Annotated in this window: 22 protein-coding genes; 14 read left to right on the top strand and 8 right to left on the bottom strand. The window is 68.4% G+C overall.

The genetic code is table 11. The annotated features are described in order from the left end of the window. A partial coding sequence (locus ABD716_RS12235; protein WP_486326951.1) for an MSCRAMM family adhesin occupies positions 1-1,182 on the bottom strand: 1,182 nt, incomplete at its 3' end. Between ABD716_RS12235 and ABD716_RS12240 the strand changes: the two genes are divergently transcribed. From ABD716_RS12240 to ABD716_RS12275, 8 genes are read left to right on the top strand one after another with little or no spacing between them, the layout of a single operon-like run. Continuing rightward, the gene (locus ABD716_RS12240) at positions 1,169-1,444 is read left to right on the top strand and encodes a hypothetical protein (RefSeq protein WP_344777277.1); all 276 of its coding nucleotides are present in this window, start codon (positions 1,169-1,171) and stop codon (positions 1,442-1,444) included. The two genes, ABD716_RS12235 and ABD716_RS12240, sit on opposite strands and share 14 nt — an antisense overlap. 32 nt (positions 1,445-1,476) lie before the next feature. Beyond that, positions 1,477-2,766 (top strand): hypothetical protein, encoded by a 1,290-nt coding sequence (locus ABD716_RS12245; RefSeq protein ID WP_344777279.1) that lies wholly within the window; start codon positions 1,477-1,479, stop codon positions 2,764-2,766. Beyond that, positions 2,763-4,334 (top strand): accessory Sec system protein Asp1, encoded by a 1,572-nt coding sequence (gene asp1, locus ABD716_RS12250; RefSeq protein ID WP_344777281.1) that lies wholly within the window; start codon positions 2,763-2,765, stop codon positions 4,332-4,334. The genes ABD716_RS12245 and asp1 overlap by 4 nt, the downstream gene beginning before the upstream one ends. After that, positions 4,309-5,838: an accessory Sec system protein Asp2 gene (asp2, locus tag ABD716_RS12255; RefSeq protein ID WP_344777283.1), complete on the top strand. Its 1,530-nt coding sequence runs from the start codon at positions 4,309-4,311 to the stop codon at positions 5,836-5,838. The genes asp1 and asp2 overlap by 26 nt, the downstream gene beginning before the upstream one ends. Beyond that, positions 5,825-6,271 (top strand): accessory Sec system protein Asp3, encoded by a 447-nt coding sequence (gene asp3, locus ABD716_RS12260; protein ID WP_344777284.1) that lies wholly within the window; start codon positions 5,825-5,827, stop codon positions 6,269-6,271. Before asp2 ends, asp3 begins: the two co-directional genes overlap by 14 nt. Continuing rightward, positions 6,264-8,591: a preprotein translocase subunit SecA gene (gene secA, locus ABD716_RS12265; protein ID WP_344777286.1), complete on the top strand. Its 2,328-nt coding sequence runs from the start codon at positions 6,264-6,266 to the stop codon at positions 8,589-8,591. The genes asp3 and secA overlap by 8 nt, the downstream gene beginning before the upstream one ends. 15 nt (positions 8,592-8,606) lie before the next feature. Continuing rightward, positions 8,607-10,154: a glycosyltransferase gene (locus ABD716_RS12270; RefSeq protein ID WP_344777288.1), complete on the top strand. Its 1,548-nt coding sequence runs from the start codon at positions 8,607-8,609 to the stop codon at positions 10,152-10,154. Beyond that, complete coding sequence (locus tag ABD716_RS12275; RefSeq protein ID WP_344777290.1) at positions 10,148-11,449, top strand: hypothetical protein; 1,302 nt, start codon at positions 10,148-10,150, stop codon at positions 11,447-11,449. Before ABD716_RS12270 ends, ABD716_RS12275 begins: the two co-directional genes overlap by 7 nt. Here ABD716_RS12275 and ABD716_RS12280 read toward each other — a convergent pair. Both ABD716_RS12280 and ABD716_RS12285 read right to left on the bottom strand, forming a co-directional pair. Continuing rightward, complete coding sequence (locus tag ABD716_RS12280) at positions 11,446-13,524, bottom strand: NAD(+) synthase (protein WP_344777292.1); 2,079 nt, start codon at positions 13,522-13,524, stop codon at positions 11,446-11,448. The two genes, ABD716_RS12275 and ABD716_RS12280, sit on opposite strands and share 4 nt — an antisense overlap. Positions 13,525-13,578: 54 nt before the next feature. Further along, positions 13,579-14,355 carry an SRPBCC family protein gene (locus ABD716_RS12285; RefSeq protein ID WP_344777295.1) on the bottom strand — a complete coding sequence of 259 codons (777 nt, stop codon included), beginning with the start codon at positions 14,353-14,355 and terminating at the stop codon, positions 13,579-13,581. A gap of 22 nt (positions 14,356-14,377) precedes the next feature. Between ABD716_RS12285 and msrA the strand changes: the two genes are divergently transcribed. From msrA to ABD716_RS12310, 5 genes are all read left to right on the top strand, one after another. Then, a complete protein-coding gene (gene msrA / locus ABD716_RS12290; RefSeq protein ID WP_344777297.1) occupies positions 14,378-14,905 on the top strand; it encodes a peptide-methionine (S)-S-oxide reductase MsrA in 528 nt (175 codons plus the stop codon). Positions 14,906-15,044: 139 nt separating this feature from the next. Continuing rightward, entirely contained in the window at positions 15,045-15,623 is a 579-nt protein-coding gene (locus tag ABD716_RS12295) for a single-stranded DNA-binding protein (RefSeq protein WP_344777299.1), read from the top strand. Between the two features lie 68 nt (positions 15,624-15,691). After that, positions 15,692-16,180, top strand: coding sequence for a DUF6993 domain-containing protein (locus ABD716_RS12300; protein ID WP_344777301.1), 489 nt, complete (start codon positions 15,692-15,694; stop codon positions 16,178-16,180). A gap of 35 nt (positions 16,181-16,215) precedes the next feature. Continuing rightward, on the top strand, positions 16,216-17,898 hold the full coding sequence (ettA, locus tag ABD716_RS12305; RefSeq protein WP_344777303.1) for an energy-dependent translational throttle protein EttA: 1,683 nt from the start codon (positions 16,216-16,218) through the stop codon (positions 17,896-17,898). Beyond that, positions 17,898-18,404, top strand: a complete 507-nt coding sequence (locus tag ABD716_RS12310; protein WP_344777305.1) for an acyl-CoA thioesterase — start codon at positions 17,898-17,900, stop codon at positions 18,402-18,404. Before ettA ends, ABD716_RS12310 begins: the two co-directional genes overlap by 1 nt. 93 nt (positions 18,405-18,497) lie before the next feature. Here ABD716_RS12310 and ABD716_RS12315 read toward each other — a convergent pair whose 3' ends face one another. Together ABD716_RS12315 and ABD716_RS12320 are read right to left on the bottom strand one after the other, a co-directional pair. Beyond that, positions 18,498-18,941, bottom strand: a complete 444-nt coding sequence (locus tag ABD716_RS12315; protein ID WP_344777307.1) for a QcrA and Rieske domain-containing protein — start codon at positions 18,939-18,941, stop codon at positions 18,498-18,500. A 22-nt stretch (positions 18,942-18,963) separates the two neighbouring features. Then, positions 18,964-19,881 (bottom strand): acyl-CoA thioesterase, encoded by a 918-nt coding sequence (locus ABD716_RS12320; RefSeq protein WP_344777310.1) that lies wholly within the window; start codon positions 19,879-19,881, stop codon positions 18,964-18,966. A gap of 23 nt (positions 19,882-19,904) precedes the next feature. Here ABD716_RS12320 and ABD716_RS12325 point away from each other — a divergent pair, with 23 nt between their 5' ends. Beyond that, positions 19,905-20,561, top strand: coding sequence for a DUF8185 domain-containing protein (locus ABD716_RS12325; RefSeq protein ID WP_344777312.1), 657 nt, complete (start codon positions 19,905-19,907; stop codon positions 20,559-20,561). Here ABD716_RS12325 and ABD716_RS12330 read toward each other — a convergent pair. Genes ABD716_RS12330 through ABD716_RS12340 form a run of 3 tightly spaced genes read right to left on the bottom strand, consistent with a single transcriptional unit; the run spans position 20,551 to position 23,761 of the window. Then, positions 20,551-22,209 (bottom strand): FAD-binding dehydrogenase, encoded by a 1,659-nt coding sequence (locus ABD716_RS12330; RefSeq protein WP_344778386.1) that lies wholly within the window; start codon positions 22,207-22,209, stop codon positions 20,551-20,553. The genes ABD716_RS12325 and ABD716_RS12330 overlap by 11 nt on opposite strands. Positions 22,210-22,223: 14 nt before the next feature. After that, the gene (locus tag ABD716_RS12335) at positions 22,224-22,634 is read right to left on the bottom strand and encodes a globin (protein WP_344778388.1); all 411 of its coding nucleotides are present in this window, start codon (positions 22,632-22,634) and stop codon (positions 22,224-22,226) included. 38 nt (positions 22,635-22,672) lie between these two features. After that, positions 22,673-23,761, bottom strand: coding sequence for a mechanosensitive ion channel family protein (locus ABD716_RS12340; RefSeq protein ID WP_344777314.1), 1,089 nt, complete (start codon positions 23,759-23,761; stop codon positions 22,673-22,675).

A 23,761-nucleotide genomic window follows, 5' to 3' on the forward strand; every position in this document is an offset into this window, starting at 1 on the left:
TTCCGCCAGCGAGTCTGAGTCGGCTTCGACGAGTGAGTCGAACAGCGCTTCTGAGTCCGAGTTGGAGTCGGCCAGCACCTCTGAGTCGACGAGTACCTCTGAGTCGGAGTCTGGTTCCACGAGTGAGTCGGTATCCACGAGCGAGTCCGAGTCGACGAGTACGTCTGAGTCGGAATCGGAGTCGACGTCGGTCAGCGAGTCTGGGTCTGCGAGTGTCTCCGAGTCGGAGTCCGTGTCGACCAGCGAGTCCGAGTCGGCTTCGACGAGTGAGTCGGAGTCGACGAGTACGTCTGAGTCGGAATCTGAGTCGGGTAGTGAGTCTGAGTCGGCGAGTGTTTCGGAGTCTGAGTCTGGTTCCACGAGTGAGTCGGAGTCGACGAGTACGTCTGAGTCGGAATCGGAGTCGACGTCGGTCAGCGAGTCCGGGTCGGTCAGTGTTTCGGAGTCGGAGTCGGAATCTGGTTCCACGAGTGAGTCGGTATCCACGAGCGAGTCCGAGTCGACGAGTGAGTCTGAGTCGACGAGTGCTTCTGAGTCCGTGTCCACGTCGGTCAGTGAGTCCGGGTCGGCCAGTGTTTCGGAGTCGGCGTCGGAGTCCGAGTCGGCTTCGACGAGTGAGTCGGGCTCGGTCAGCGAGTCCGAGTCTGAGTCCGAGTCCGAGTCGACCAGCACGTCGGAGTCGGAGTCCGAGTCGACGTCGGTCAGCGAGTCTGGGTCTACGAGTGTCTCCGAGTCGGAGTCCGTGTCGACCAGCGGGTCCGAGTCGGCTTCGACGAGCGGGTCCGAGTCGACGAGCACCTCTGAGTCGAGCAGCACGTCTGAGTCGGAGTCTGGTTCCACGAGTGAGTCTGAGTCGACGATTACCTCTGAGTCGGAGTCCACGTCGACCAGCGAATCGGTGTCGACGAGTACCTCCGAGTCGGAGTCCACGTCGACGAGCGAGTCTGAGTCGACCTCCGCCAGCGAGTCTCTCTCGACCAGCGCCTCAGACTCGGCATCCGCCAGTACCTCGCTCTCGCTGAGCGAGCCGCAGGTGCCGGGCTCGAGCAGCCCGCTCGAGTCGGGGGCCGGGAGCGCGGTGCAGGGAGTGCCGGGCGCCGGCGATGGATCCGGTCCCGCGGCAGTGGTCGGGGCTCCCGAGTTCAGCGCCTCGGCAGGTGGGGGCTCGATGAGCACTTCCACTTCCGGCAGCGAGTCGACTTCAGAGAGCGTGTCGCAGACCGACTCGGTCACAGAGTCGCAGAGCACGGTCATCTACGAGTCCGTGAGCGGCACGCTGTCGGCGAGCGACTCCGAGTCTTCCGTCAGCGACTCGGTGATCGAGAGCATGTCGGCGGCAGAGAGCTACCTTCAGAGCGAGTCGGGGGCGCCGAGCGGCCAGTCCCGCATCGGGTCTCTGCTGCGCTCGCTGGGCATCTTCGGCAATCGGGGCAACAGGCAGTGAGTCCGCAGCGGTGAACGGGGGAAGGACGGCGTGTGGCGCAGATTCGTGAACGCGGCAAGTTCGCTTCGCTGAGGACCAAGCTGCTCTGGACCGCGCTGTTCTTCGCGTGCTTCATGATCGGCCGATACATCCCCGTGCCCCTTCTGCACGGCTCGGCGACGGGCACGGATGCCGCGAACACGCAGTTGCTCAACATCGCGAACATCGCGACCGGCGGCAACTTCTTCTACCCATCGCTGTTCTCCCTCGGGCTCGGTCCGTGGATGGGCGCCGCGATCCTGTGGCGCTTCCTGTTCATCGGGAAGATCGCGCGCGATCGGAAGATCCCCGAGCAGACGCAGGAGCGCGCGCGCTACGTCGTCATGATCGTGCTGGCGATCATCCAGTCGATCAGCCTCATGTCGCGGTACGACATCAGCGGATTGACCTGGGGTCCTTTCTCGGACCAGGTGAACGCGCAGATCGTCATCGTCGTGATCTTCACCGCGGGCGCGGTGCTGGTCGCGTGGCTCGCGAAGCGCAACGAGGACCTGGGCCTCGGCGGCATCACGATGTTCATCCTGTACCAGATCATCATCACCGCGATGCGGAACCTCGAGACGATGCACGTCGCGACCTCGAGCGACCGCTACCTGCTGGTGCTGTGGCTCGTGATCGCCGCGTGCGTCTGCGTCATTCTGATCGGCGTGTTCCTCGGCAACGCCGAGTTGCGGCTGCACGTGAACAAGGTGTCGATCGACAGCGGATTCATCGGCGTGTCGTATCTGCCGATCAAGCTCAACCCGGCGGGAGCCTCGCCGATCATGTACGCGCTGTCGCTGATCGCGATTCCGCAGTTCGTCGTGCACGCGGCCGGGGTGGTGATTCCCGGTGCCGCCTCAGGCGCCGGCCGCTTCCTGTCGGTGTGGGGGCTGAGCAGCCCGATCGGGTTCACCGCATATCTGATGCTGCTGTTCGGCCTCACCATCTTCTTCGGGCTCTTCACCGTCGACCCGAAGGGGGCCGCCAAGCGCATGAGGGACAGCGGCGAGTACTTCGACCACGTCGCCCCGGGCGAGGCGACGCGGGGCTACATCCGTCGTCGCGTCGTGCTGCTCTCGGTGCTGAGCGGGCTGTTCCTCGTGGTGTTCACCGGGCTGCCGCTCTACTTCATCGGCACCTTCCCGAACCTTCAGTTCGTGCTGACGGCACCACAGACCCTGATGATCCTGCTCGGCGTGCTGTGGATGCTGCACGAGGAGATCGCCGACACGCTGCTCGGCACGAAGTACGTCTTCGACTTCCGAGGCGCCGCGACGCGGGCGAGCAAGGCGGTCGCATGATCCACTTCATTCCCGCCTGGTACGGCGCCGACCGCCCCTGGTACTCGACCGACAGCGCCTGGTTCCGCGCGAAGGCCGCGGCCGAGTCCGACGACACGGTCACTCAGCTGCGCGTGTTCCACCAGGGCACCGAAGAGGCCGCACTGATCGTGCTGAACTACGCGCCCAGCCTGCGCCGCTTCCTGCACAGCCAGAGCATCTTCGACGTGCCGTACTGGTCGTTCTTCGACGAGATCCAGGGCCTCGAGGACGACTACACGCGCCCCATCGACTTCCTGCAGCTCGAGTGGCCAGACGGCGTCAGTTTCCACTACAACCCGTTCATCGTGACGGTGATGCAGGGCGATGCCGTCTATGCGCGCGTGTACCTGGCGCGCGAGGGCACGTTGCAGTCGATCCGCTACTACGGCGATGGGATGCCTGCGCTGGAGCGCATCTATGACGACAGGGGATTCCTGTCGAGCGTCCTCATGCACGACGAGACGGGCCGCCCCATGACCCAGTACTACCTGTCGCGCGCGGGCGACGTGATCGTGAGCGAGGACGTGCCGTCGGGCCGCATCGACGTCGTTCAGAACGACGGCGACCGATTCCGGCAGCCGTCGTACGAGAGCTGGGAGGCCCTGATGGCCGAGTTCCTCGGGGCTCATCTCGGCTCGCGCAGCGGTGAGCACGACACGGTCGTCCTCGCCGTGTCCGAGCAGCACAACGACCTCGTGGCATCGGTGCTGACCGACCAGACGCTGGTGCTGTCACGGTCGGTGAACCGCACCGCGCGGGCATCCGGCGAGGTGCTCGCCCGGGCGGGCGCCGTCTTCGCTGACGTGGGTCAGCAGACGAGCGGCGCGGCCGAAGAGCTCGACGTGTGGGCGGCGCTTCCTGTGCTGTCGGTCTACCCGCTCGAGCGCCGATCGACCTTCGGCGCGAGCGCCAACGAGGCGAAGGTCTACATCTCGCTCTTCGTCGACGGCATCACGCCCGAAGAGCTCGACTACGCCATCGCGATGACGGCCGGGCAACTGGTCGGCAACGACCACACCCGCCTGCTCGTGTGCACCTTCCGCTCGCAGGATCTCGACTTCCTCGGCGAGGTGCGCCGTGTGATCGCCGGCTATCAGCACCTCGACCAGGCGTTCGCCGCCGATGACGAGCTCACGGCGCTCGGCGTCGACGTGGGCATCGCCGAAGCCCCGGAGGAGAGGATTCAGCTCACCTTCATCGACCGCGAGGCCGACATGATCCAGACGGTTACGAAGTCGCGCGTGCTGATCGATCTCGGCCGGTCGGTCAACTACCGGCTCGCGACCGAAGCGGTCAACGCCGGTGTTCCTCAGATCAATCGCTACGAGCACGAGCTGATCACGCATCCGATCAACGGCTACGTGGTGAGCGACGAGTCGGAACTGGCGCCGGCCCTCGACTACTTCCTGAACGGACTCGAGCACTGGAACCAGTCGCTCGTGCAGTGCAGGGTGCTGCAGGACCTGTTCCGGGCGCACGAGATTCTCGGCCGGTGGGATCTGATCAGAGAGGCGGTGGCCTATGCGGGTCCTTCAGATCGGGCGTGACGACTGGTCGGCGAGTTCGAGCCTGCCGGCGGGCGTCGAATGGGCGTTCATCCCCGCAGGCGATGTGTCGGCCGTCGATGCGAAGCTCATCGGGCGCGTCGATGCCACGGTGCTGGATGCCCCGTGCGAGCTGGAGCGGCTGCAGGAGTTCGATACCGTCGTGACGCCGTACACGCTGCTGGTCGCCCGTGAGCTGCGCGACGGGTTCGACGATGCGACCCAGCGGTTCCTCGCGCGCAAGGCGGCGGTCTACGAGGATCTCGGCGATCGGCAGGGCATCATCGACGCGCTGCCCCGGAAGTACTTCGCCAAGCCGTTCGGCCAGAAGCTCGAGATCAGGAAGGCACTGCTCTCGCCGTTCCACACCGGCGGCTCTCGGTACGAGGGCAACGCGTACCTCGTTGCGGACATCGACCACGGCGACGAGCTGCGCCAGCTGGTGATCTGGCGCGAGAACATCGCCTACGACAGCGAGCGGGCCCTGGAGCTCTGGCCGGAGTACGTCAAGGATGCCGGCTGCGAGATCGAGCTCAGCGTGCAGCTCATTCAGAGCGGCACGCCCGACGTGATCGTCTTCCAGCGCCGCTATTCCGAAGCCGAACTGGCCGAGCCGATCGTGATCGACGAGCCGACCAGCGGCTACCTCGCCTGCTCGATCTTCGCCAGGGGCACGGGCGAGGTGAAGGTCGGGCCGATCCACTACCGGCACTCGCGGCTCGGCGCGGGGTACTTCCTGCCCGGGGGTCGGCGCATCGTCGACAGTCGACGCGAGGAGCTCTTCTACTACTTCCACCCGGGCGATCTCGAGCCGCCGTTCAACATCTATTTCGCCGGGTATCGGCCCGCGGAAGGCTTCGAGGGCTACTTCATGATGGAGCGCATGTGGCACCCCTTCCTGCTCGTCGCCGACCCCAGGCTGGAGGGCGGCCGTTTCTATCTCGGCAGCGCCGAGTTGGAGGAGGGGCTGCTGCGGGTCATCCGCGAGCACATCCGCGATCTGGGGTTCCAGGAGAGCGACGTGATCGTCTCGGGCCTGTCGATGGGGTCGTTCGGCGCGCTCTACTACGGGTCGCAGCTCGATGCGCTCGCGATCATCGCAGGCAAGGCCATCGTCGACCTCGACTATGTGGCCGAGCGAGGGCGCCTCGTTCGCCCCAACGAGTTCTTCACGGTCTTCGACATGGTGAACTTCTGGAACCGGGAGGATCGCGGCGTCGACGAGTCCACGGCGGCGCGGTTCACGCAGCGACTCGTCGAGCGCTGGACGGGGGACCCCGGCTTCGGGAACACCAAGATCCTGCTGTCGTACATGCAGCAGGACGACTACGACGACGAGGCCTATTACACGCTGCTCGATTCGCAGACCGGGAAGCCGACGACGGTGATCGCGCGCGGCTACCAGGGGCGTCACAACGACGACAGTGCATCGATCGTCACCTGGTTCGTGAACCAGTACAGGCGCATCATCGACGAGTATCAGGGGGCGCTCGATGTCAGCCGCTGAGGTCGCGACGGTGCGCTGGGGCAATCACAACAGCCCGGCGTCGCTCTACGGTTCCGCTCTGACCTTCGACGCGTCGGGCGAGGTGCACCTGGTGAACCGGCTCATGCCGAGCGGCACGACGCTGCAGGAGTGGTACTCGTTCACCGACTACCAGTCGGTGCGCGACACCCCGGCCCTGCCGCTGCTGCACCACGGCAAGAGCTATCGGATCGAGCCGCGCGTGGTGGCCGTGCCGCAGGACACGCTGGTCTTCGAGGTGCGGTTCTTCGACCGGTTCGGCGGGCTGCTCACCGCCCAGCTGCTGTACCCGCCGGACTACTCCTTCGACTACCCGCCCGAGGTGCACCACTACTCGATCCGCTTGGTGAACGCCGGCTGCGACGAGGTGCGCTTCACGTCTCTGACCCTTTTGGAGGTGAGCGGGAATGGCTGACCGCGGAGCGCGCAACGGCCGCCTCATCCAGCGCGTGAACTCCTACCAGGACGCGATGCGGGCCCTGAGCGACGGCGAGCTGCGTGCCAAGACCCCCGAGTTCCGCGAGCGCGTCGCGAAGGGGGAATCCCTCGACGCTCTGCTGCCCGAGGCATACGCGGCGCTTCGCGAGGCGGCGCTGCGCATCGTCGGCAAGTTCCCCTACGACAACCAGGTGCTCGCCGCCACCGTCATGCACCAGGGCGACATCGCCGCGATGAAGACCGGTGAGGGCAAGAGCCTCACGGCCACCCTGCCGCTGTACCTCAACGCGCTGTCGGGCCGCGGCGCGATGCTCGTCACGGTCAACGGCTATCTCGCGCGCCGCGACGCGGAGGAGTTCCGGCCGCTCTTCGAGTTCATGGGCCTGCGGCTCGCGGTCGGCGTTCCTGAGGCGGGCGCACCCGACTTCTCCGTTCCCGAGAAGAAGGCGATCTACTCGGCCGACGTCATCTACACGACGAGCGACAAGGTGGGCTTCGACTACCTGCTCGAGAACCTCGCGGGGACGACGCAGGAGAAGTTCCTGCAGCCGTTCAACTACGTGCTCATCGACGAGGCCGACGCGATCCTGCTCGACCTCGCGCAGATGCCCCTCGTGATCTCGGGGTCGCCGCGCGTCCAGTCGAACCTGTACCCCCTCGCCGATGCCTTCGTCGCGACGCTGCGCGACGGGGTCGAGTACGAGTACGACGAGAGCTCTGGCGTCGTCGCTCTCACTGACGAGGGCATCGCCGCGGGGAACCGGTTCTTCCACGTCGAGAACATCTACGCCCCCGAGCGCTTCCAATTGAATCGCCACATCCATCTCGCGCTGCGGGCGCGCACGAGCTTCCAGCCGATGCGCGACTACATGGTGCTGGGGGACCGGCTCGTGCTGCTCAGCTCGGTCACGCGCCGCCTGCTCGAGGGCAACAAGCTGCAGGGCGGGCTGCATCAGGCGATCGAAGGCCGCGAGAGCCTTGAGATCACCACCGAGAACCGCGCCATGGCCTCCGTCACCTATCAGAACCTGTTCCTCATGTTCGACAAGATGGGCGGCATGACCGGCACCGCGAAAGGCGCCGAGAAGGAGCTGCTCAAGACGTACGGCACCGATGTCGTCGAGATTCCGACATATCGCCCGGTCATCCGCGTTGACGAGCCGGATGTCGTCGTGCAGACGGTCGACGAGAAGGAGCGGCTGATTCTCGACTATCTCGATGAGGTGCGCGCGACCCAGCGGCCGATTCTGCTCACGACGGGCTCGGTCAAGAGCTCGATCAGGTTCTCGCAGTATCTGCTCGACCGCGGCATCGAGCACAACCTGCTCAACGCGCTGAGCGAGGCGAAGGAGGCCCAGATGGTCCGCGAGGCCGGCCGGAAGGGCGCGATCACGGTCGCCACCCTGATCGCGGGCCGCGGCACCGACATCAAGGTCGAGCCCGACGCCAAGGAGCTCGGCGGCCTCGTCATCATCGGCACCGAGCAGTTCCCCAACCGACGGGTCGAGGGGCAGATCCGCGGGCGCGCCGGCCGGCAGGGCGACCCCGGGTCGAGTCGCTTCTATGCCTCGATGGAAGACGACCTCTTCGTGCGCTTCGGGTCGATCAAACCCGAGGATGTCCGCACGAGGCGCCGGAGCACGCGAACCATGCTGCGCCTGCTCGCCCGCGCGCAGCGAGCCAGCGAGGACTCCGCGAGCGGGGCGAGGAAGCTCTCGAAGGACTTCGACATCGCCATGACGCGTCAGCGCGACCTCGTCTACGCCGTGCGCAATGAGATCATCACGGGCGACCCGATCGGCCGCGACGAGCTCGAGGGCATCGCCGAGCAGGTGTTCGCCGAGGCGCTGGAAGCGGGGGTCGGCGCGGACCGCGGCACGCTCATGCGGTACGTCTTCGACAACCTGAGCTATCACCTTCCCGACGACTTCCACTCGGTCGACACGGGTGACGACTCCCGCGTGAAGGACTTCCTGTCGACGACGTTCTCGCAGGCGATCCAGCAGAAGGTCGACGCGCTCGCCGGCCCCGAGGTGTACGCCCGGTTCCAGAACATCTGCTTCCTCAAGTCGATCGATGTCGCCTGGGTCGAGCAGGTCGACTTCCTCGAGCAGCTCAAGACCGTCGTGCAGGACCGGAACGTCGCCCAGCACAAGGTCGAGTACGAGTACCGGAAAGAGGCGTACTTCGCCTTCGAGCAGATGAAGCGGCGGATCAACCGCGACATCGTGCGGCTGCTGTGCCTGAGTCGCCTCGAGCGCGGTGGCGACGGCGGCCTCGTCATCCAGTTCGCGTGAGCCGGTAGGAGCCCGGTGCGCGTCTTCAACATCAACAAGGCGATCGGCTTCGCCTCGAGCGGGGTGGAGTACGCCCAGGCGTACCGCCGCGAGCTCTTCGCGGGCATCCCGTGGGTCGACGACTACTACGTCTTCACCGACTACATCGGCACCAACCTCAGCGTCTTCACCGATCGGCTCGGATTCCCGCAGCCGCAGGTGCTGTGGATCTACAACCTGGTCTCGGGGCGCAGCGCCCGCCCGTGCGAGACGAGCGCCGACGCCATCATCGCGGCGATCGCCCAGCCGCATTCCGAGCCCGAGGTGCACGACGACCACATCGACATCAGGCTGACGAGCGCGCCGGTGCGGCACCGCATCTGGGCCACGGGCGAGCGCCTCGTCGACCGCGTCGACACGGTCGTCGGCGACCGGCTCGTGCGCGCCGAGCACTACGACGCGACGCTGAACAACGTCGAGTACTACCACCAGAACCAGCCGGTGCGCCGCGTCTTCTTCACGCCGGACGGGCGGGTCGCCGCCGAGCAGTTCTACCGGCAGCGCGAGATCGCCCGCACCGTCATCACATCCGCCTCGCCGCTCTACCGGAGCCCGGCACGCAGGGGCCGCACCGCACCGAGCTCGTTTCGCGGCGACATCTTGCTCGAGGGTCGCTCGCAGTTCTTCCAGTTCGTCTTCGCGCGCCTCTTCGACCGGCCCGACGACGTCGTGATCGTCGACCGTGCGCTCGACGTCATCGACGGCATCTACCCGGTCATCGGCGATCACCGGCTGTACTCGGTCGTGCACGCCGAGCACTACGACCTGAAGCAGATGGACGACGGCGTGCTGCTGTGGAACAACCACTACGAGAACGTGTTCACCCGGCCCGAGCTCGTCGACGGCTTCATCGTCTCGACTCACCGCCAGCAGGCGGTGCTCGACGCGCAGCTCGCGGCGCGGCTTCCGCCGGGCAGCTACCGTGTCGACCGCATCCCGGTCGGCTTCGTGCGCGAGGCGTCGGCCCGAGCGGCCTACGACCGCTACGCGCTCGTCACGGCCAGCCGCCTGGCCGATGAGAAGCACCTCGACGTCCTGATCCACGCCGTTGCGCTCGCGCGGCGACGGATTCCCGAGCTGCGCCTCGACATCTACGGCGAGGGCCGCCGCGACCCTCTGATCGCGGCCATCGCCGACACCGGGACGGCGGACTGCGTGCGGCTCATGGGCCACCACCGGCTCGAGGGGCTGCTCGGCGGCTACGGGCTCTACGTCTCGGCATCCACCTCAGAGGGCTTCGGTCTGTCGTTGCTCGAGGCGATCGCGGAGGGGCTGCCGATCGTGGGCTTCGACATCGACTACGGCAACCGCGAGATGGTCGAGCAGGGCGCGAACGGATGCCTCGTGCCGTACGCCCCTGGAGCGCGGGGCGCCGCCGCCCTCGCCGACGCGATCGTCGCCACCCTCTCGTCTGCGGACTTCGCTGCGATGCGGAGCCACAGCGTGCACTCGGCAGAGTCCTACACCGCAGACCAGGTTCGGCGGCTCTGGGAAGAGCTGCTGCGCAAGGAGGACGCGTGCTAGGCCTCTTCAACGACTACGACGACGCCACGCGAGAGCTCATGCACTCGCTCGAGACGGCAGGTGTGCCGTTGACCCCTGTGGTGATCAACTACGGTGGCGAGCTGGCAGACGGGGCGCTCTGCCCCTTCGTCGTCTACACCGGCCTTGAGTTGCGGGGTGAGCCGCTCTTCTTCAACGAGGTCCCGATTCCCCCGTGGTGCGAGATCCGGCAGGGCAGCGAGGTCTATGGCGAGGTGCTGCGCGACGACGAGGTGATCGGGCGGATCAATTACGAGGCGAACACGTTCCGGCAGGTCGAGAGCGTCGACTGGCTGCTGCGCGACGGGTCGGTGGGGCACACCGACCGCTATGACCGCTATGGGAACCGGTACGCGGTCAGCTACTACGCCGACGGTGTCGCGCATCAGACGGTCTACCGCGGGCCGGGGGAGTGGACGATCGAGGTCGACCATGTCGTGCGATCGGTCGTCATGCGATCGGCCGGGCGCCTGCTCACGTTCCCGAGCCTCACGGATTTCGTCTCGCACTTCGTCGACGAGCAGGGGCTCGCCGACGATGAGGTTCTGATCAATTCGCTCTCGTACCCGCTGTTCGTCATGCGCACGCGCGCACGGCGCCCGAACACGACCCTGTTCTGGCAGGAGCCGATGCCGGGCGACCCGCCCGAGAACATGACCACCGAGTTGCAGCAGCCGAAGGCACTCGCCCGCATCGTCTTCTTCGACGAGCGACTGAGGCGGAAGGTGGCCGCACAGTACCCCGAGACGCCGGTGCACCTCGAGTACCTCTCGCACCTCGATCAGTTCGCCGCTCACGAGAGCTTCGACCCGAAGCGCGTGTTCACCCTGACGAACAGCGACGACCTCGCAGGGCTGCCCGAGCTGCTCGAGGCGTTTCCCGACCTCACCTTCTCGGTCGCCGCGCTCACCCTCATGAGCGAGCGCCTGCACGAGCTCGGGCGGCGCCACTCGAATCTCGTGCTGACCCCCAGCATCACCCACCACCGCATTCGCGATGAGCTCGAGAAGGCATCCGTGTACCTCGACATCAACGCAGGCGGTCATGTGCTCGACGTCGTCAAAGCCGCCTACTATCTCGACCTGGTCGTCATGGCGCTCGCCGGGCGGGCGAAGGCACCGGATTTCTCGCTCACGTTCGCGACGCCGAGCGAGCTGAGGGCCCGGCTGGATGCCGCCACGAGCAGCTCGGAGGGCAGGAGGGCGGCCCTCGCCGCACTGCACGAGCAGCACGGGCCGCTGTCGTCGGTCGACGACTATCGCCGTCTGCTCGGCTAGGGGCGCGGGAACGCCGAGTGCAGCTCGGCGAGCCAGGTCGTCGCCGCGGAATCCGACGGAGCGCGCCAGTCGCCGCGGGGCGACAGCGAGCCGCCGGCCGCCACTTTCGGGCCGTTCGGCACCGCGGTGCGCTTGAACTGCGCGAAGCCGAAGAAGCGCTTCAGGAACACCTCGAGCCACGTCGCGACCTCGTCGACCGAGTACTCGACCTTCGCGTCGTCGGGGAACCCCGCCGGCCAGGCGCCGTTCGCGGCATCCGCCCAGGCCCGCGCCGCCAGCCAGGCGATCTTGCTCGGGCGCAGGCCGTAGCGCAGGGTGTGGAACAGTGCGAAGTCGTGCAGCGCGTAGGGCCCGATGGTCTTCTCGGTCGACTGCACGACGCCGTCCTCGCCGGCCGGCACGAGCTCGGGGGTGATCTCGGTGGCGAGCACCCGCTCGAGAACGTCCGACACCTCGCTCGAGAACTGCCCGGAGCCGCTCACCCAGCGGATCAGGTGCTGCATCAGGGTCTTGGGCACGCCCGAGTTCACGGCGTAGTGCGACATCTGGTCGCCGACGCCGTAGGTCGCCCAGCCGAGCGCGAACTCGGAGAGGTCGCCCGTGCCGACCACGATTCCCCCGCGCTGGTTGGCGATGCGGAACAGATAGTCGGTGCGCAGCCCCGCCTGCACGTTCTCGAAGGTCACGTCATAGACGGGCTCGCCGTTCGCATACGGGTGTCCGATGCGGCGGAACATTTCCTCGGCGGCGGGCTTGATGTCGAGCTCTTCGAAGGTCACGCCGAGCGCGGCGGCGAGGGCGTAGGCATTCGACTTGGTGGCGTCGGAGGTGGCGAAGCCCGGCATCGTGACGGCGATGATGTCGCTGCGCGGTCGGCCGAGCCGGTCCAGCGCCTGCGCGCAGACGAGCAGCGCATGCGTCGAATCGAGGCCGCCCGAGACGCCGATCACGAGCTTGGGGCCGCCGATGGCCGACATCCGCTGCTCGAGGCCCGACACCTGGATGTTGTAGGCCTCGTAGCAGTCCTGGGCGAGCCGGGCCGGGTCGTCGGGGACGAATGGGTACCGGTCGACGGCGCGCTCGAGGCCGATGTCCTCCGTCGGGGGAGCGAGTTCGAAGCTGACGCGCCGGAACCCGGAGATGCGCGCGTCCAAGGTGCGCCGGTTGTCGTCGAAGGTGCCCTGCCGCAGCCGCTCCTGCCGCAGCAGCTCGACGTCGATGTCGGCGACGGCGATACGGGGGCCGTCGGGGAAGCGGTCGGTGGCGGCGAGCAGTCGGCCCGCCTCGTAGATCAGCGTCTCGCCGTCCCACGAGAGATCGTTGCTCGACTCGCCCATGCCTGCGGCGGCATATACATACGCAGCCAGGCATCTCGACGAGGCAGACTTGGCGAGCAGCTGGCGGTCGTCGGCCCGGCCGACCGTGATCGGGCTACCCGACAGGTTGGCGAGCACCGTCGCACCCGCCAGGGCCGCCTCGGCGCTGGGCGGCACCGGAATCCACATGTCCTCGCAGATCTCGGCGTGCAGAACGAGCCCGGGCACATCGGATGCCTCGAACAGCAGCTCGGGCCCGAAGGGTGCGCTCTGCCCGGCCACCTCGATCGCGCCGCCGCGCTGGTCGTCGCCCGGCGCGTACCACCGGCGCTCGTAGAACTCGCGATAGTTCGGCAGGTACGACTTGGGGGCGACGCCGAGGACTCTGCCGCGGTGGACGACCACCGCGCAGTTGAAGAGCCGGTTGCCGTGACGCAGGGGCGCGCCGACGACGAGCACGGGCATCAGCCCGGCGGATGCCTGCACGATGCGCTCGAGCGCGGAATCGACCGCGTCGAGCACGGCGTCCTGCAGGACGAGGTCGTCGTGCGCATAGCCGGTCAGGCAGAGCTCGGTGAAGACGGCCACCGCGACCGAGCGGTCGTGGCAGGCGCGCGCCTGCTCGAGAAGCCGCTCGGCGTTCGCAGCAGGGTCGGCGATCACCAGGGGGAATGTCACCGCGGCGACCCGGGCGAAGCCCTGCGTGTACGCGCCGGCTGCGGCGCCGAGCGCGCGTGCGCCCGTGAGCCGATCTGTCATGCAGCCAGTCTTGCAGACGGTCTCACGGGCGACACAGCGCGCGAGCGGGTCGGGCTAGGCGGTGTAGCGCTCGGGTTCCTTGTCGTCCCGATGGAGATAGGGCGGGGCCGAGGGCAGCTGAGCCATCGCCTGGGTCGGCTCATCGGCCGGTGACGTCGGGGGAACCGTGACGGGGGCTGCGGCGGGTGCCGCGTGCTTCTCGTGGTGCTGTTGCGCGACCCACTGGTCCTGCTCGGCCACCAGCTGGCCCGTCGGAGTCGCGGACTCGAAGCGCCAACGCTCGAGATCGCCCGCGAAGATGCGCTTCGCGCGGCCGGGCTTGTTCTGCCACTCGATGAGCCGGTCCCGGAACTCGGCGACGACCGGGTCGAGCTGGTAGCCGAAGGTGGCGGAGTTCCGCTTCATCTCGGCGAGCTGGTGGGTGGCCCAATTGGCCGCGATGCCGGCGCCCTTGACGGGTAGCAGCCGCACCTGGATGTCGGCCTGGCCCACGGCGCGGTCGCTCAGAACCTGCTCACCGGGGGTGAGCGAGTTCCAGACGGAGGCCTCGGTCGCGGCATCCACCAGCGCGGCGATCGCCGACGCCTTCTGCTGACGGTCGGTGCGCGCGAGCACGCCGCGCACGGTGCCGCGCGCGATCCAGGCGGCGATGAGGCCGGAGAGCACGATGCCGACGAACAACACCGCGACGGCGAAGAGCAGAGGCTGGTTGTCGGGGTCGCCGACCCAGCTCACGAAGTCGTTCCATAGCTGCATGCGGTGAGAGTACGACGCGCGCTGTTCGCGCCCGGGAACGATCTGCGGCGTGCCGTCGTTTGAGAGCATGGACATGACTTCACGAAAGGGGTCCACAATGCAGACCTTCGTCCTCGCAGGCGGTTGCTTCTGGTGTCTCGACGCGGTCTACCGCACCCTGCGCGGCGTGAGCGACGTCGTCAGCGGCTACACCGGCGGCACCGTGGCGAACCCGAGCTACGAGCTCGTGTGCACCGGAACCACGGGCCACGCCGAGGCGGTCGCCGTCACCTTCGACGAGACCGAGATCCCGGCATCCATCATTCTCGACGCGTTCTTCACCCTGCACGACCCGCGCCAGCTGAACCGCCAGGGCGCCGACGTCGGCACGCAGTACCGCTCGGCGATGTTCTACGCCGACGACGAGCAGAAGAAGCTGTTCGAAGAGGCCATCGAGCGGGCGAACGACATCTGGGGCGGCGGTGTCGTGACCCAGCTCGAGCCGCTCGGCGAGTTCTATCGCGCCGAGGAGTACCACCAGGACTTCTTCGCCAAGAACCCGGGCCAGGGCTACTGCCTCGCGGTCGCGCTGCCCAAGGTCAACAAGGTGCGCAAGGCGTTCGGCGAGTACGTGCGCGCCGCGTAGTTCTGCGGATCATTCCCAGCACAGCCCCCGGATCGGCGGATTCGTCCCCGATCCGGGGGCTTCGTCGTGCGAGCGGATGCCTGCCCCGATCACACTCGTGGAACCGCGCCTCTTCGGCGCCGATCAAGGAGGTTCCGCAATGAGTTCGAGCATCACCGTGCGCGGCTTCGCCGCGACCCAGCCCAAGTTCGTGATCGTGAACGGTCTCAGCATCTCGAGCTTCCGTCTCGGTTCGTCCGAGCGGCGCTTCAACCGCACCACCGGCGGGTGGGAGAACGGCCCGACGAGCTGGTTCAGCGTCAGCTGCTTCCGCGAGCTCGCCACCAATGCGTTCGCGAGCATCAACAAGGGCGACCCGATCATCGTGACGGGCCGGCTGAAGGTCAGCGAGTGGAGCGCGGGCGACAAGTCAGGCCTCGACGTCGAGATCGAGGCAGACGGCATCGGCCACGACTTCCGGTGGGGCAGGGCCCTCGGGTTCGCGAAGAACAACGGCAAGCCGAGCGGCGGGAAGGACGACGGCGGCCAGCCCGTCGAAGACGACCAGACGCCGCCCGACGAGGCAAGCGGCGACGCACCGTGGGGAGCGCCCGGCATGTCGATCGGGGCCGCCAGCGTCGCCGACGCGGGCGAGCCGACCGCGCTCGGGCTCGCCGAACTCGGTGCCGAAGCGGGCGACGCGAGTGACGAGGCGCTCGCGACGACGCCGCCGTTCTGAGGGGGCACGAGGCGCGGTGCATAGACTCGACCGAGGTCGGCCGCCGGGCCGGTCGGTGAGGGGGGATCGTGCAGTTCGCTCGTGCCGCAGCCGTGTTCGCAGCCGCAGGGCTCGCGTTGGCGCTGGCCGCCTGTACGAGCGACGGCGGGCAGGCGGCAGCGCCTACCCCCACAGCCACGGCGTGGACGGTGCAGGCGACGGCCGGCGCCACGCCTGGTGCCGGCCCCGCCGAGTTCCGTGCGAACGCGTCGGCTGCCGACAACCGGCCGGCGTTCGATGCCGCGATCCGCGCCGTGCTCGCCGGGAAGCCGAATGCAGACGGGGCGGCCGTGACCTCTGCGCTCAAGTCGGCGGGTTTTCCGATGAGCGCGACGCAGGTGACCGACAGCAAGACGTCCGCCGACCTGCAACCCGGGTCGATCATGGTCGGGGTGAAGATCGGCAAGGAGTGCCTGGTGGGGCAGTGGGGCAGCGCAGTCGACGGCTACCAGTCCGCGGTGACACCCGTGCTGGGTTCGGGTGGCTGCCTCATCGGCGGCATCCCCGCCGTCGGCTGACGGTCGCACGGGCGAGGCCTTTAGACTCGATCAACGTGGCTGACTACATCTATTCCATGGTCCGCGCCCGCAAGGCCGTGGGCGACAAGGTGATCCTCGACGACGTGACGATGGCGTTCCTGCCCGGGGCGAAGATCGGCGTGGTCGGCCCCAACGGCGCAGGTAAGTCCACGATCCTCAAGATCATGGCGGGGCGCGACCAGCCGAGCAACGGCGAGGCGCGTCTCAGCCCGGGGTACTCCGTCGGCATCCTGATGCAGGAGCCCGAGCTCGACGAAGACAAGACGGTCCTCGAGAACGTGCAGCAGGGCGTCGGCGCCATCAAGGCGAAGGTCGACCGCTTCAACGAGATCTCGGCGGCCATGGCCGACCCCGACGCCGACTTCGACGCGCTGCTCGCCGAGATGGGCACCCTGCAGGAAGAGATCGACGCGGCCGACGCCTGGGACCTCGACTCGCAGCTCGAGCAGGCGATGGACGCGCTGCGATGCCCGCCGTCTGACGCGATCGTGAGCGTCCTCTCCGGCGGTGAGAAGCGCCGGGTCGCGCTGTGCAAGCTGCTGCTCGAGAAGCCCGACCTGCTGCTGCTCGACGAACCCACGAACCACCTCGACGCCGAGAGCGTGCTCTGGCTCGAGCAGCACCTGGCAAAGTACCCCGGCGCCGTGCTCGCCGTCACCCACGACCGCTACTTCCTCGACCACGTCGCCGGCTGGATCTGCGAGGTCGACCGCGGTCGCCTCTACCCCTACGAGGGCAACTACTCGACCTATCTCGAGAAGAAGGCCGAGCGCCTCGAGGTGCAGGGCAAGAAGGACGCCAAACTCGCGAAGCGCCTCGACGAGGAGCTCGCGTGGGTGCGCAGCAACGCCAAGGGCCGCCAGGCCAAGTCGAAGGCGCGTCTCGCTCGCTATGAGGAGATGGCGGCCGAGGCCGAGCGCACGCGGAAGCTCGACTTCGAAGAGATCCAGATCCCGGCGGGCCCCCGCCTCGGCGACATCGTCATCGAGGCGAAGGATCTGAAGAAGGGCTTCGGCGACCGTGTGCTCGTCGACGGCCTGAGCTTCACGCTTCCGCGCAACGGCATCGTCGGCGTCATCGGCCCGAACGGCGTCGGCAAGACGACCCTGTTCAAGACGATCGTCGGGCTCGAGAAGCTCGACGGCGGCACGCTCAAAGTCGGCGAGACGGTGAAGATCTCCTACGTCGACCAGAGCCGCGCCAACATCGACCCGAACAAGACCCTGTGGGAGGTCGTCTCAGACGGGCTCGACTACATCCAGGTCGGCAAGACCGAGGTGCCGAGCCGGGCGTATGTCTCGACCTTCGGCTTCAAGGGCCCCGACCAGCAGAAGAAGGCCGGCGTGCTCTCCGGCGGTGAGCGCAACCGCCTGAACCTCGCCCTCACGCTCAAGGAGGGCGGCAACCTGCTGCTGCTCGACGAGCCGACCAACGACCTCGACGTCGAGACCCTGTCGAGTCTTGAGAACGCGCTGCTCGAGTTCCCGGGCTGCGCCGTGGTCATCACCCACGACCGGTGGTTCCTCGACCGCATCGCGACCCACATCCTCGCCTATGAGGGCACCGACGAGGAGCCGGCGAACTGGTACTGGTTCGAGGGCAACTTCGAGGCCTACGAAGAGAACAAGGTGCAGCGACTCGGCGCCGATGCGGCGAAGCCGCACCGCAGCACCTACCGCAAGCTGACGCGCGACTGATGAGCAAGCGGATTCACGTTCCGACGGTCATGCGCTTCAGCGACCTCGACGCGTACGGGCATGTGAACAACGTGGCCATGCTGCGCTTCTTCGAGGACGCGCGTGTGCAGGCCTTCTGGGCCGGTGACCCCGACGAAGAGGGGCACCTCGAGCCGGGGCCGTTCGCCGACACGGCGGTGCTGCGCTCGCGCCCAGGCGAGGGCACGCTGACGGTGCTCGCGAATCAGGAGATCGAGTACCTGGCGCAGATCCCATTCCTGCGCTCACCGCTCGACCTGCAGCTCTGGATCGGGCGCATCGGCGGTGCAAGCCTCGACATGTACTACGAGATCTACTCGCCTGTCACCGCGAAGGATCGCGTGCTGTATGCGCGAGCGGCGACGACGCTTGTGCTCGTGGATGCCGAGACCGGGCGGCCTCGTCGCATCGGAGCCGCCGAGCGCACCGCCTGGGAGCCCTACCTGGGCGAGCCGCTGCAGTTCCGCCGCGGCAGCAGCCGCAGCTAAGCGCGAGCGAGCCCGGCGGCGTCCGCGAGCACGGCGTCAATCCACCGCCGCCGGGCAATGCCCCATCGCGCGGCCCCGCGCGGCACCCGCCTCCTAAGCGCTGAACTCCAGGCTCGCGCCGTTCACGGTGACCGTGACCTCGTCGAGCGGCAGCGACGCCGGGCCGTGAATCGCCTTTCCGGTGAATGCGTCGAACCTCGAGCCATGGCACGGGCAGTGCAGCTCTTTGCCCGCGGCCGCGACAACGCACCCCTGGTGGGTGCACACAGCGGTGTGCGCAACGAACTTCCCGGAGCTCGGCTGCGCGATCGCGACGGCCGGGTCCGACTGCGAGCCGGTCTGCACGACGACCGAGCCGCCGACGGGCACCTGCGACGCAGGGACCGAGAGCTTTCCGGCGGCATCCTTCGTCGGCTTCACATCGCCGCCCGTGTCGCCGGGAGCCTCACCGTTGGTCGGGGAACACGCTGCGAGAGCGAGCGCGGTGGCGCCAGCACCGGTCATGGCGAAAGCGGCACGGCGGGTGATCCGAGTCATGGGGGAATCCTGTCGCGCCAGCCTAGGCGCCCGCTGTGCCGCCGACGGGAGCTTCGCCGTGCGCCTCGCCCTCACGGGGAATGCGCAGCATGCCCTCCTGTGCGACGGTCGCGGCCAGCGCGCCGTCCTGCCGGTAGATGCGGGCGTGGGCGAGCCCGCGGCCGCCCTGGGCGCTGGGGGAGTCCTCGACGTAGAGCAGCCACTCGTCGGCCCGCGCCGGGCGGTGCCACCACATGGCGTGGTCGAGGCTCGCCATCTTGAGGCCGGGCGTCGCCCAGGCGGCGCCGTGCCGGCGCAGCACCGGCTCGAGAATCGTGTAGTCGCTGGCATATGCCATCGCCGCGCGGTGCAGCACCGGGTCGTCGGGAAGCCGGGACTTCGCCCTGAGCCAGACGGCCTGATGAGGCATCCGCTCGCCCGTGTCGTCCAGCGGCAGATAGACGGGCGCATCGATGTAGCGGATGTCGAACGGGCGCGCCTCGGTCCAGAACTGAGCGGCCGGGTGCTGGATGCCGGCGAGGTGATCGCTCACCGTCGGCAGCGACTCGGGCTCGGGCAGCTCGTCGGGCATGTCGACCTGGTGCTCGACGCCGTCCTGCTCGACCTGGAACGACGCGATCAGCGACATGATCGGCACGCCGGACTGGAACGTCTGCACGCGCCGCGTCGAGAACGAGCGACCGTCGTGGATGCGGTCGACGCCGAGCGTCACGCCGAGACTCACGTCACCGGGCCGCAGGAAGTAGCCGTGCAGCGAGTGGATGATCCGCTCATCGGGCAGGGTGCGCGACGCCGCGATGATCGACTGGGCGAGCACCTGGCCGCCGAAGACGCGCCCGTGCGGCATCCACTGGCTGGGCCCCGTGAAGATGTCTTCGTTGGTGCGCGCACCCGTGTCGGTGAGATCCAGAGCCTGCAGCATCGCGGAGACCGGGTCCATGTCTCGTAGTCTATTCAGTGCCCATGAGTTCGACTTTCTCGCTCGACGACGCCCTCGCCGTCTCCGATCTGCAGACCTATCTGGGGCGCGCCGGGCGTGTCGAAGACGGGTCTGTCCGTCTCGTCGCCGCGGCCGGCGTGCTCGCCGCCTATACGGCCGTGCTCTACCCGCACGGACTGCTCGACCAGACCCCCACCGTGCTCGGCCTGCGCACCTTCCGCACCGGCCCCGGCGTCGAGTTCGACGCGGTCGTGCCGACGCGCTCGCTGCTCGACCGACTCGCTCGCGCCGAGCCGAGCGAGATCCGGCTGCCGCTCGAGGTGTCGACCGTCACGTGGGCGGGCATCTCACCACCGCGGGGCGGCTGGCAGCGTGTGGGGGCGACGGATGCCGCACTGCTGCGGCGCGTCGCCGCAGACGGCGTCGCCGAGGTCGCTCGGGCGATCCCCGAGGGAACGGGTGAGCAGCTGGTGTGGCGGGTGCGCGGCTCGGTCTGGGGCGCCCCCATCGACGAGCTGGGCGACGTCGCAGCCGGCGTCGCCTTCGCCGCCGATTCGCTGGGGTTCCTCGGCGACGACGGCGAAGAGGTCGCGATCTTCGAGACCGGGCCGTGGACGCGCCTCTCGATGCGCCGCGGGCACGTGCTGGTGAAGCGCGCGGCCTGGTCGCTCAGAGGTTAGCCGCCACCGCACGCCCCGCGATGCGCCCGCTGAAGAGGCACCCGCCGAGGAAGGTGCCCTCGAGCGCGCGGTAGCCGTGCACGCCGCCGCCGCCGAATCCGGCGACCTCGCCCGCGGCATAGAGCCCGGGCAGCGGCTCGCCGTCTGCGCCGAGAACCCGTGCCGACAGGTCGGTCTGGATGCCGCCGAGGCTCTTCCTGGTGAGGATGTGCAGCTTCACGGCGATCAGCGGGCCGGCCTTCGGGTCGAGAATGCGATGCGGTGTGGCGACGCGGCCGAGCCGGTCGCCGAGATAGGCCCGGGCATTGCGGATGCCGGCGAGTTGCGGGTCCTTGCTGTACGGGTTGTCGAGCTCGCGGTCGCGCTCGCGCAGCTGCTGCTCGATCAGGGCGGTGTCGAGCGGGGCATCCGTCTTCGCGCGCATGCCGGCGAGCAGCTCGGGCAGGGTGTCGGCGACCACGAAGTCCTCGCCGTGCCGCTTGAACGCCTCGACAGGCGGCGGCGCGCCGGGGGTGACGCGCTTGAGCACCCGCCCCCAGTCCTTCCCGGTGAGGTCGGGGTTCTGCTCGCTGCCCGAGAGGGCGAACTCCTTCTCGATGATCTTCTGCGTCAGCACGAACCAGGTGTGGTCGTAGCCGGTCTTCTGGATGTGCTCGAGGGTCGCAAGCGTGTCGTAGCCGGGGAAGTTCGGCGCCGGCAGGCGGCGCCCGGTGGCGTCGAACCACATGGACGACGGCCCCGGCAGAATGCGGATGCCGTGCAGGGGCCAGATCGGGTCCCAGTTCACGATGCCCTCGGTGTAGTGCCACATGCGGTCGGTGTTCACGAGCCGGGCCCCTGCGGCCGCCGCGATCTCGAGCATGCGCCCGTCGACGTGCGCCGGCACGCCCGAGATCATCGTCGCCGGGGGAGTGCCGAGCCGCGCGGGCCATGCCTTGCGCACCAGCTCGTGATTCCCGCCGATGCCGCCTGTCGCGAGGATCACGGCGCCCGCGCGCAGCTCGAAGTCGCCCACGACCTCGCGGTTCGAGGGACGCCCGCGCTCGACGTCGTCGGGGGCGAGCACCGCCCCGCGGATGCCGGCGACAGCGCCGCCCTCGACGATGAGCTCATCGACGCGGTGGCGGTGGCGCAGCACGACCCGCCCGGCCGCCGCGGCCGTCTTCACGCGGTCGGCGAAGGGCTGCACGACGCCGGGCCCCGTGCCCCACGCGATGTGGAAGCGGGGAACGGAGTTGCCGTGGCCGCCTGCCGAGCCGCCGCCGCGCTCGGCCCAGCCGACGAGGGGGAAGATGCGGATGCCCTTCGAGCGCAGCCACGCGCGCTTCTCACCCGCGGCGAACTCGAGGTAGGCATCGGCCCACCGCCTGCCCCACTCGTCGCTGTCGCGATCGAACCCGGCAGACCCGAACCAGTCCTGACGGGCGAGTTCGAGCGAGTCGTGCACGCCGAGGCGGCGCTGCTCGGGGGTGTCGACGAGGAACAGGCCGCCGAACGACCAGAACGCCTGGCCGCCGAGGGCCGCGGCGGGCTCCTGGTCGACGAGGGTCACGCGCTTGCCGGCCTCGAGCAGCTCACAGGCTGCGACGAGCCCCGCGAGGCCGTGGCCGACGACGATGACGTCGGTGTTCTCAGCATCGGGCCCCATTGCCCTCACAGAAGTCACGCCTCGAAAGTATTCACCATCGCGTGGGCGGCACGCTCGAGGTAGGCCCAGAGTGTCGCGTCCTGCAACGGCGGCAGCTCGAGGGCGTCGACCGCCGCACGCATGTGCGCGAGCCACCGGTCGCGCGCATCGGGGTTCACCTTGAAGGGCGCGTGTCGCATGCGCAGCCGCGGGTGGCCGCGCTGCTGCGAATAGGTCGTCGGGCCGCCCCAGTACTGCTCGAGGAACAGCCGCAGCCGCTCTTCGGCGGGCCCGAGGTCGGCCTCCGGGTACATCGGCTTCAGCACCTCGTCGCGGGCGACGCCCTGATAGAAGGCGTGGGCGAGCTTCGCGAAGGTCGCCGAGCCGCCGACCTGGTCGTAGAACGACCCGCCGGCCTGCTCGCCGTTCTCGGCGGCCCGCAGCATGATCGGCTGCGGCTGCGGCTGCGATTCGGTTTCCGGGCTCACAGCTCCTCCTCTGGCGGGTTGACCTGCGGCGGCCCGTCGGTCGGCTTGCGCCGGATCGTGCGCTTCTTCGGCTTGGTCGGCTGCGCCGGAATCGGCGGCAGCGGCCGGGTGCGCGGCGGGTGCGCCCCGTTCACCGATGCGATGCTCTCGAAGCCGGTGAGAATGGGGTTGGACAGCTCGGGCACGGTCACCCCGGCCTCTCGCGCCGCCGCGAACACGCGGGCGTTGAGCTCGTGGGCGACGTCGTCGCGCGCGGTCGAGCGCGTCTTCACCGCGACGCGCAGCACGATCATCTCGGCCGAGATCGACTGGATGCCCCATACCTCGGGCTTCTCCATGATGCGCGGCCGCCACTTCGGCTCGCGAGCGAGCGCCTCGGCCGTCTCGAGCAGCTGCTGGCGCACAGCGTCGACATCGTTCTCGTAGCCGACGCCGACGTCGACGATCACGCGGCTCCAGCCCTGCGACATGTTGCCGACGCGCAGGATCTGGCCGTTGCGCACGTACCAGAGGGTGCCGTTCACGTCGCGGATCTGAGTGGTGCGGATGCCGACGGCCTCGACGACGCCGTCGGTGGCGAGGCTCGCCATGCCGGCCTCGACGATGTCGCCGACACCGAGCTGGTCCTCCATGACCATCAGCAGGCCGTTGAGGATGTCGCCGATCACGTTCTGCGCGCCGAAGCCGAGCCCCGCGCCGATCGCGGCCGAGAGAATCGCGAAGGAGGCCAGCACGTCGGGTGCGAGGAAGTGCAGCACCAGCAGCAGGGCGATCACGCAGATCACGACATTGGAGATGTTCGTGAGCACCGAGCCGAGGGTTCTGGTGCGCTGCACGACGCGCACGGTGGCCACGGGCGACACCTGCAGCGCCTGGGTCGTCTCGACCCCCTGCGACTTCTTCACCGTGGTGACGATGCGCTGCACGATGTGGCGGATGGCGATGCGCATGAGCCACGCGGCGATGATCGCGCCGAGCACGATCAGCACGGCGGAGCCGAAGCGGAAGATGACCGTGCCGAGCGGCGTGTCGAGGAAGTCGCTGAATCCGTTCGTCGCGGTGTCTACGGGAGTGGCGCTCTTCAT

This window comes from Gryllotalpicola kribbensis (genome assembly GCF_039538245.1).
Classification (GTDB): domain Bacteria; phylum Actinomycetota; class Actinomycetes; order Actinomycetales; family Microbacteriaceae; genus Gryllotalpicola; species Gryllotalpicola kribbensis.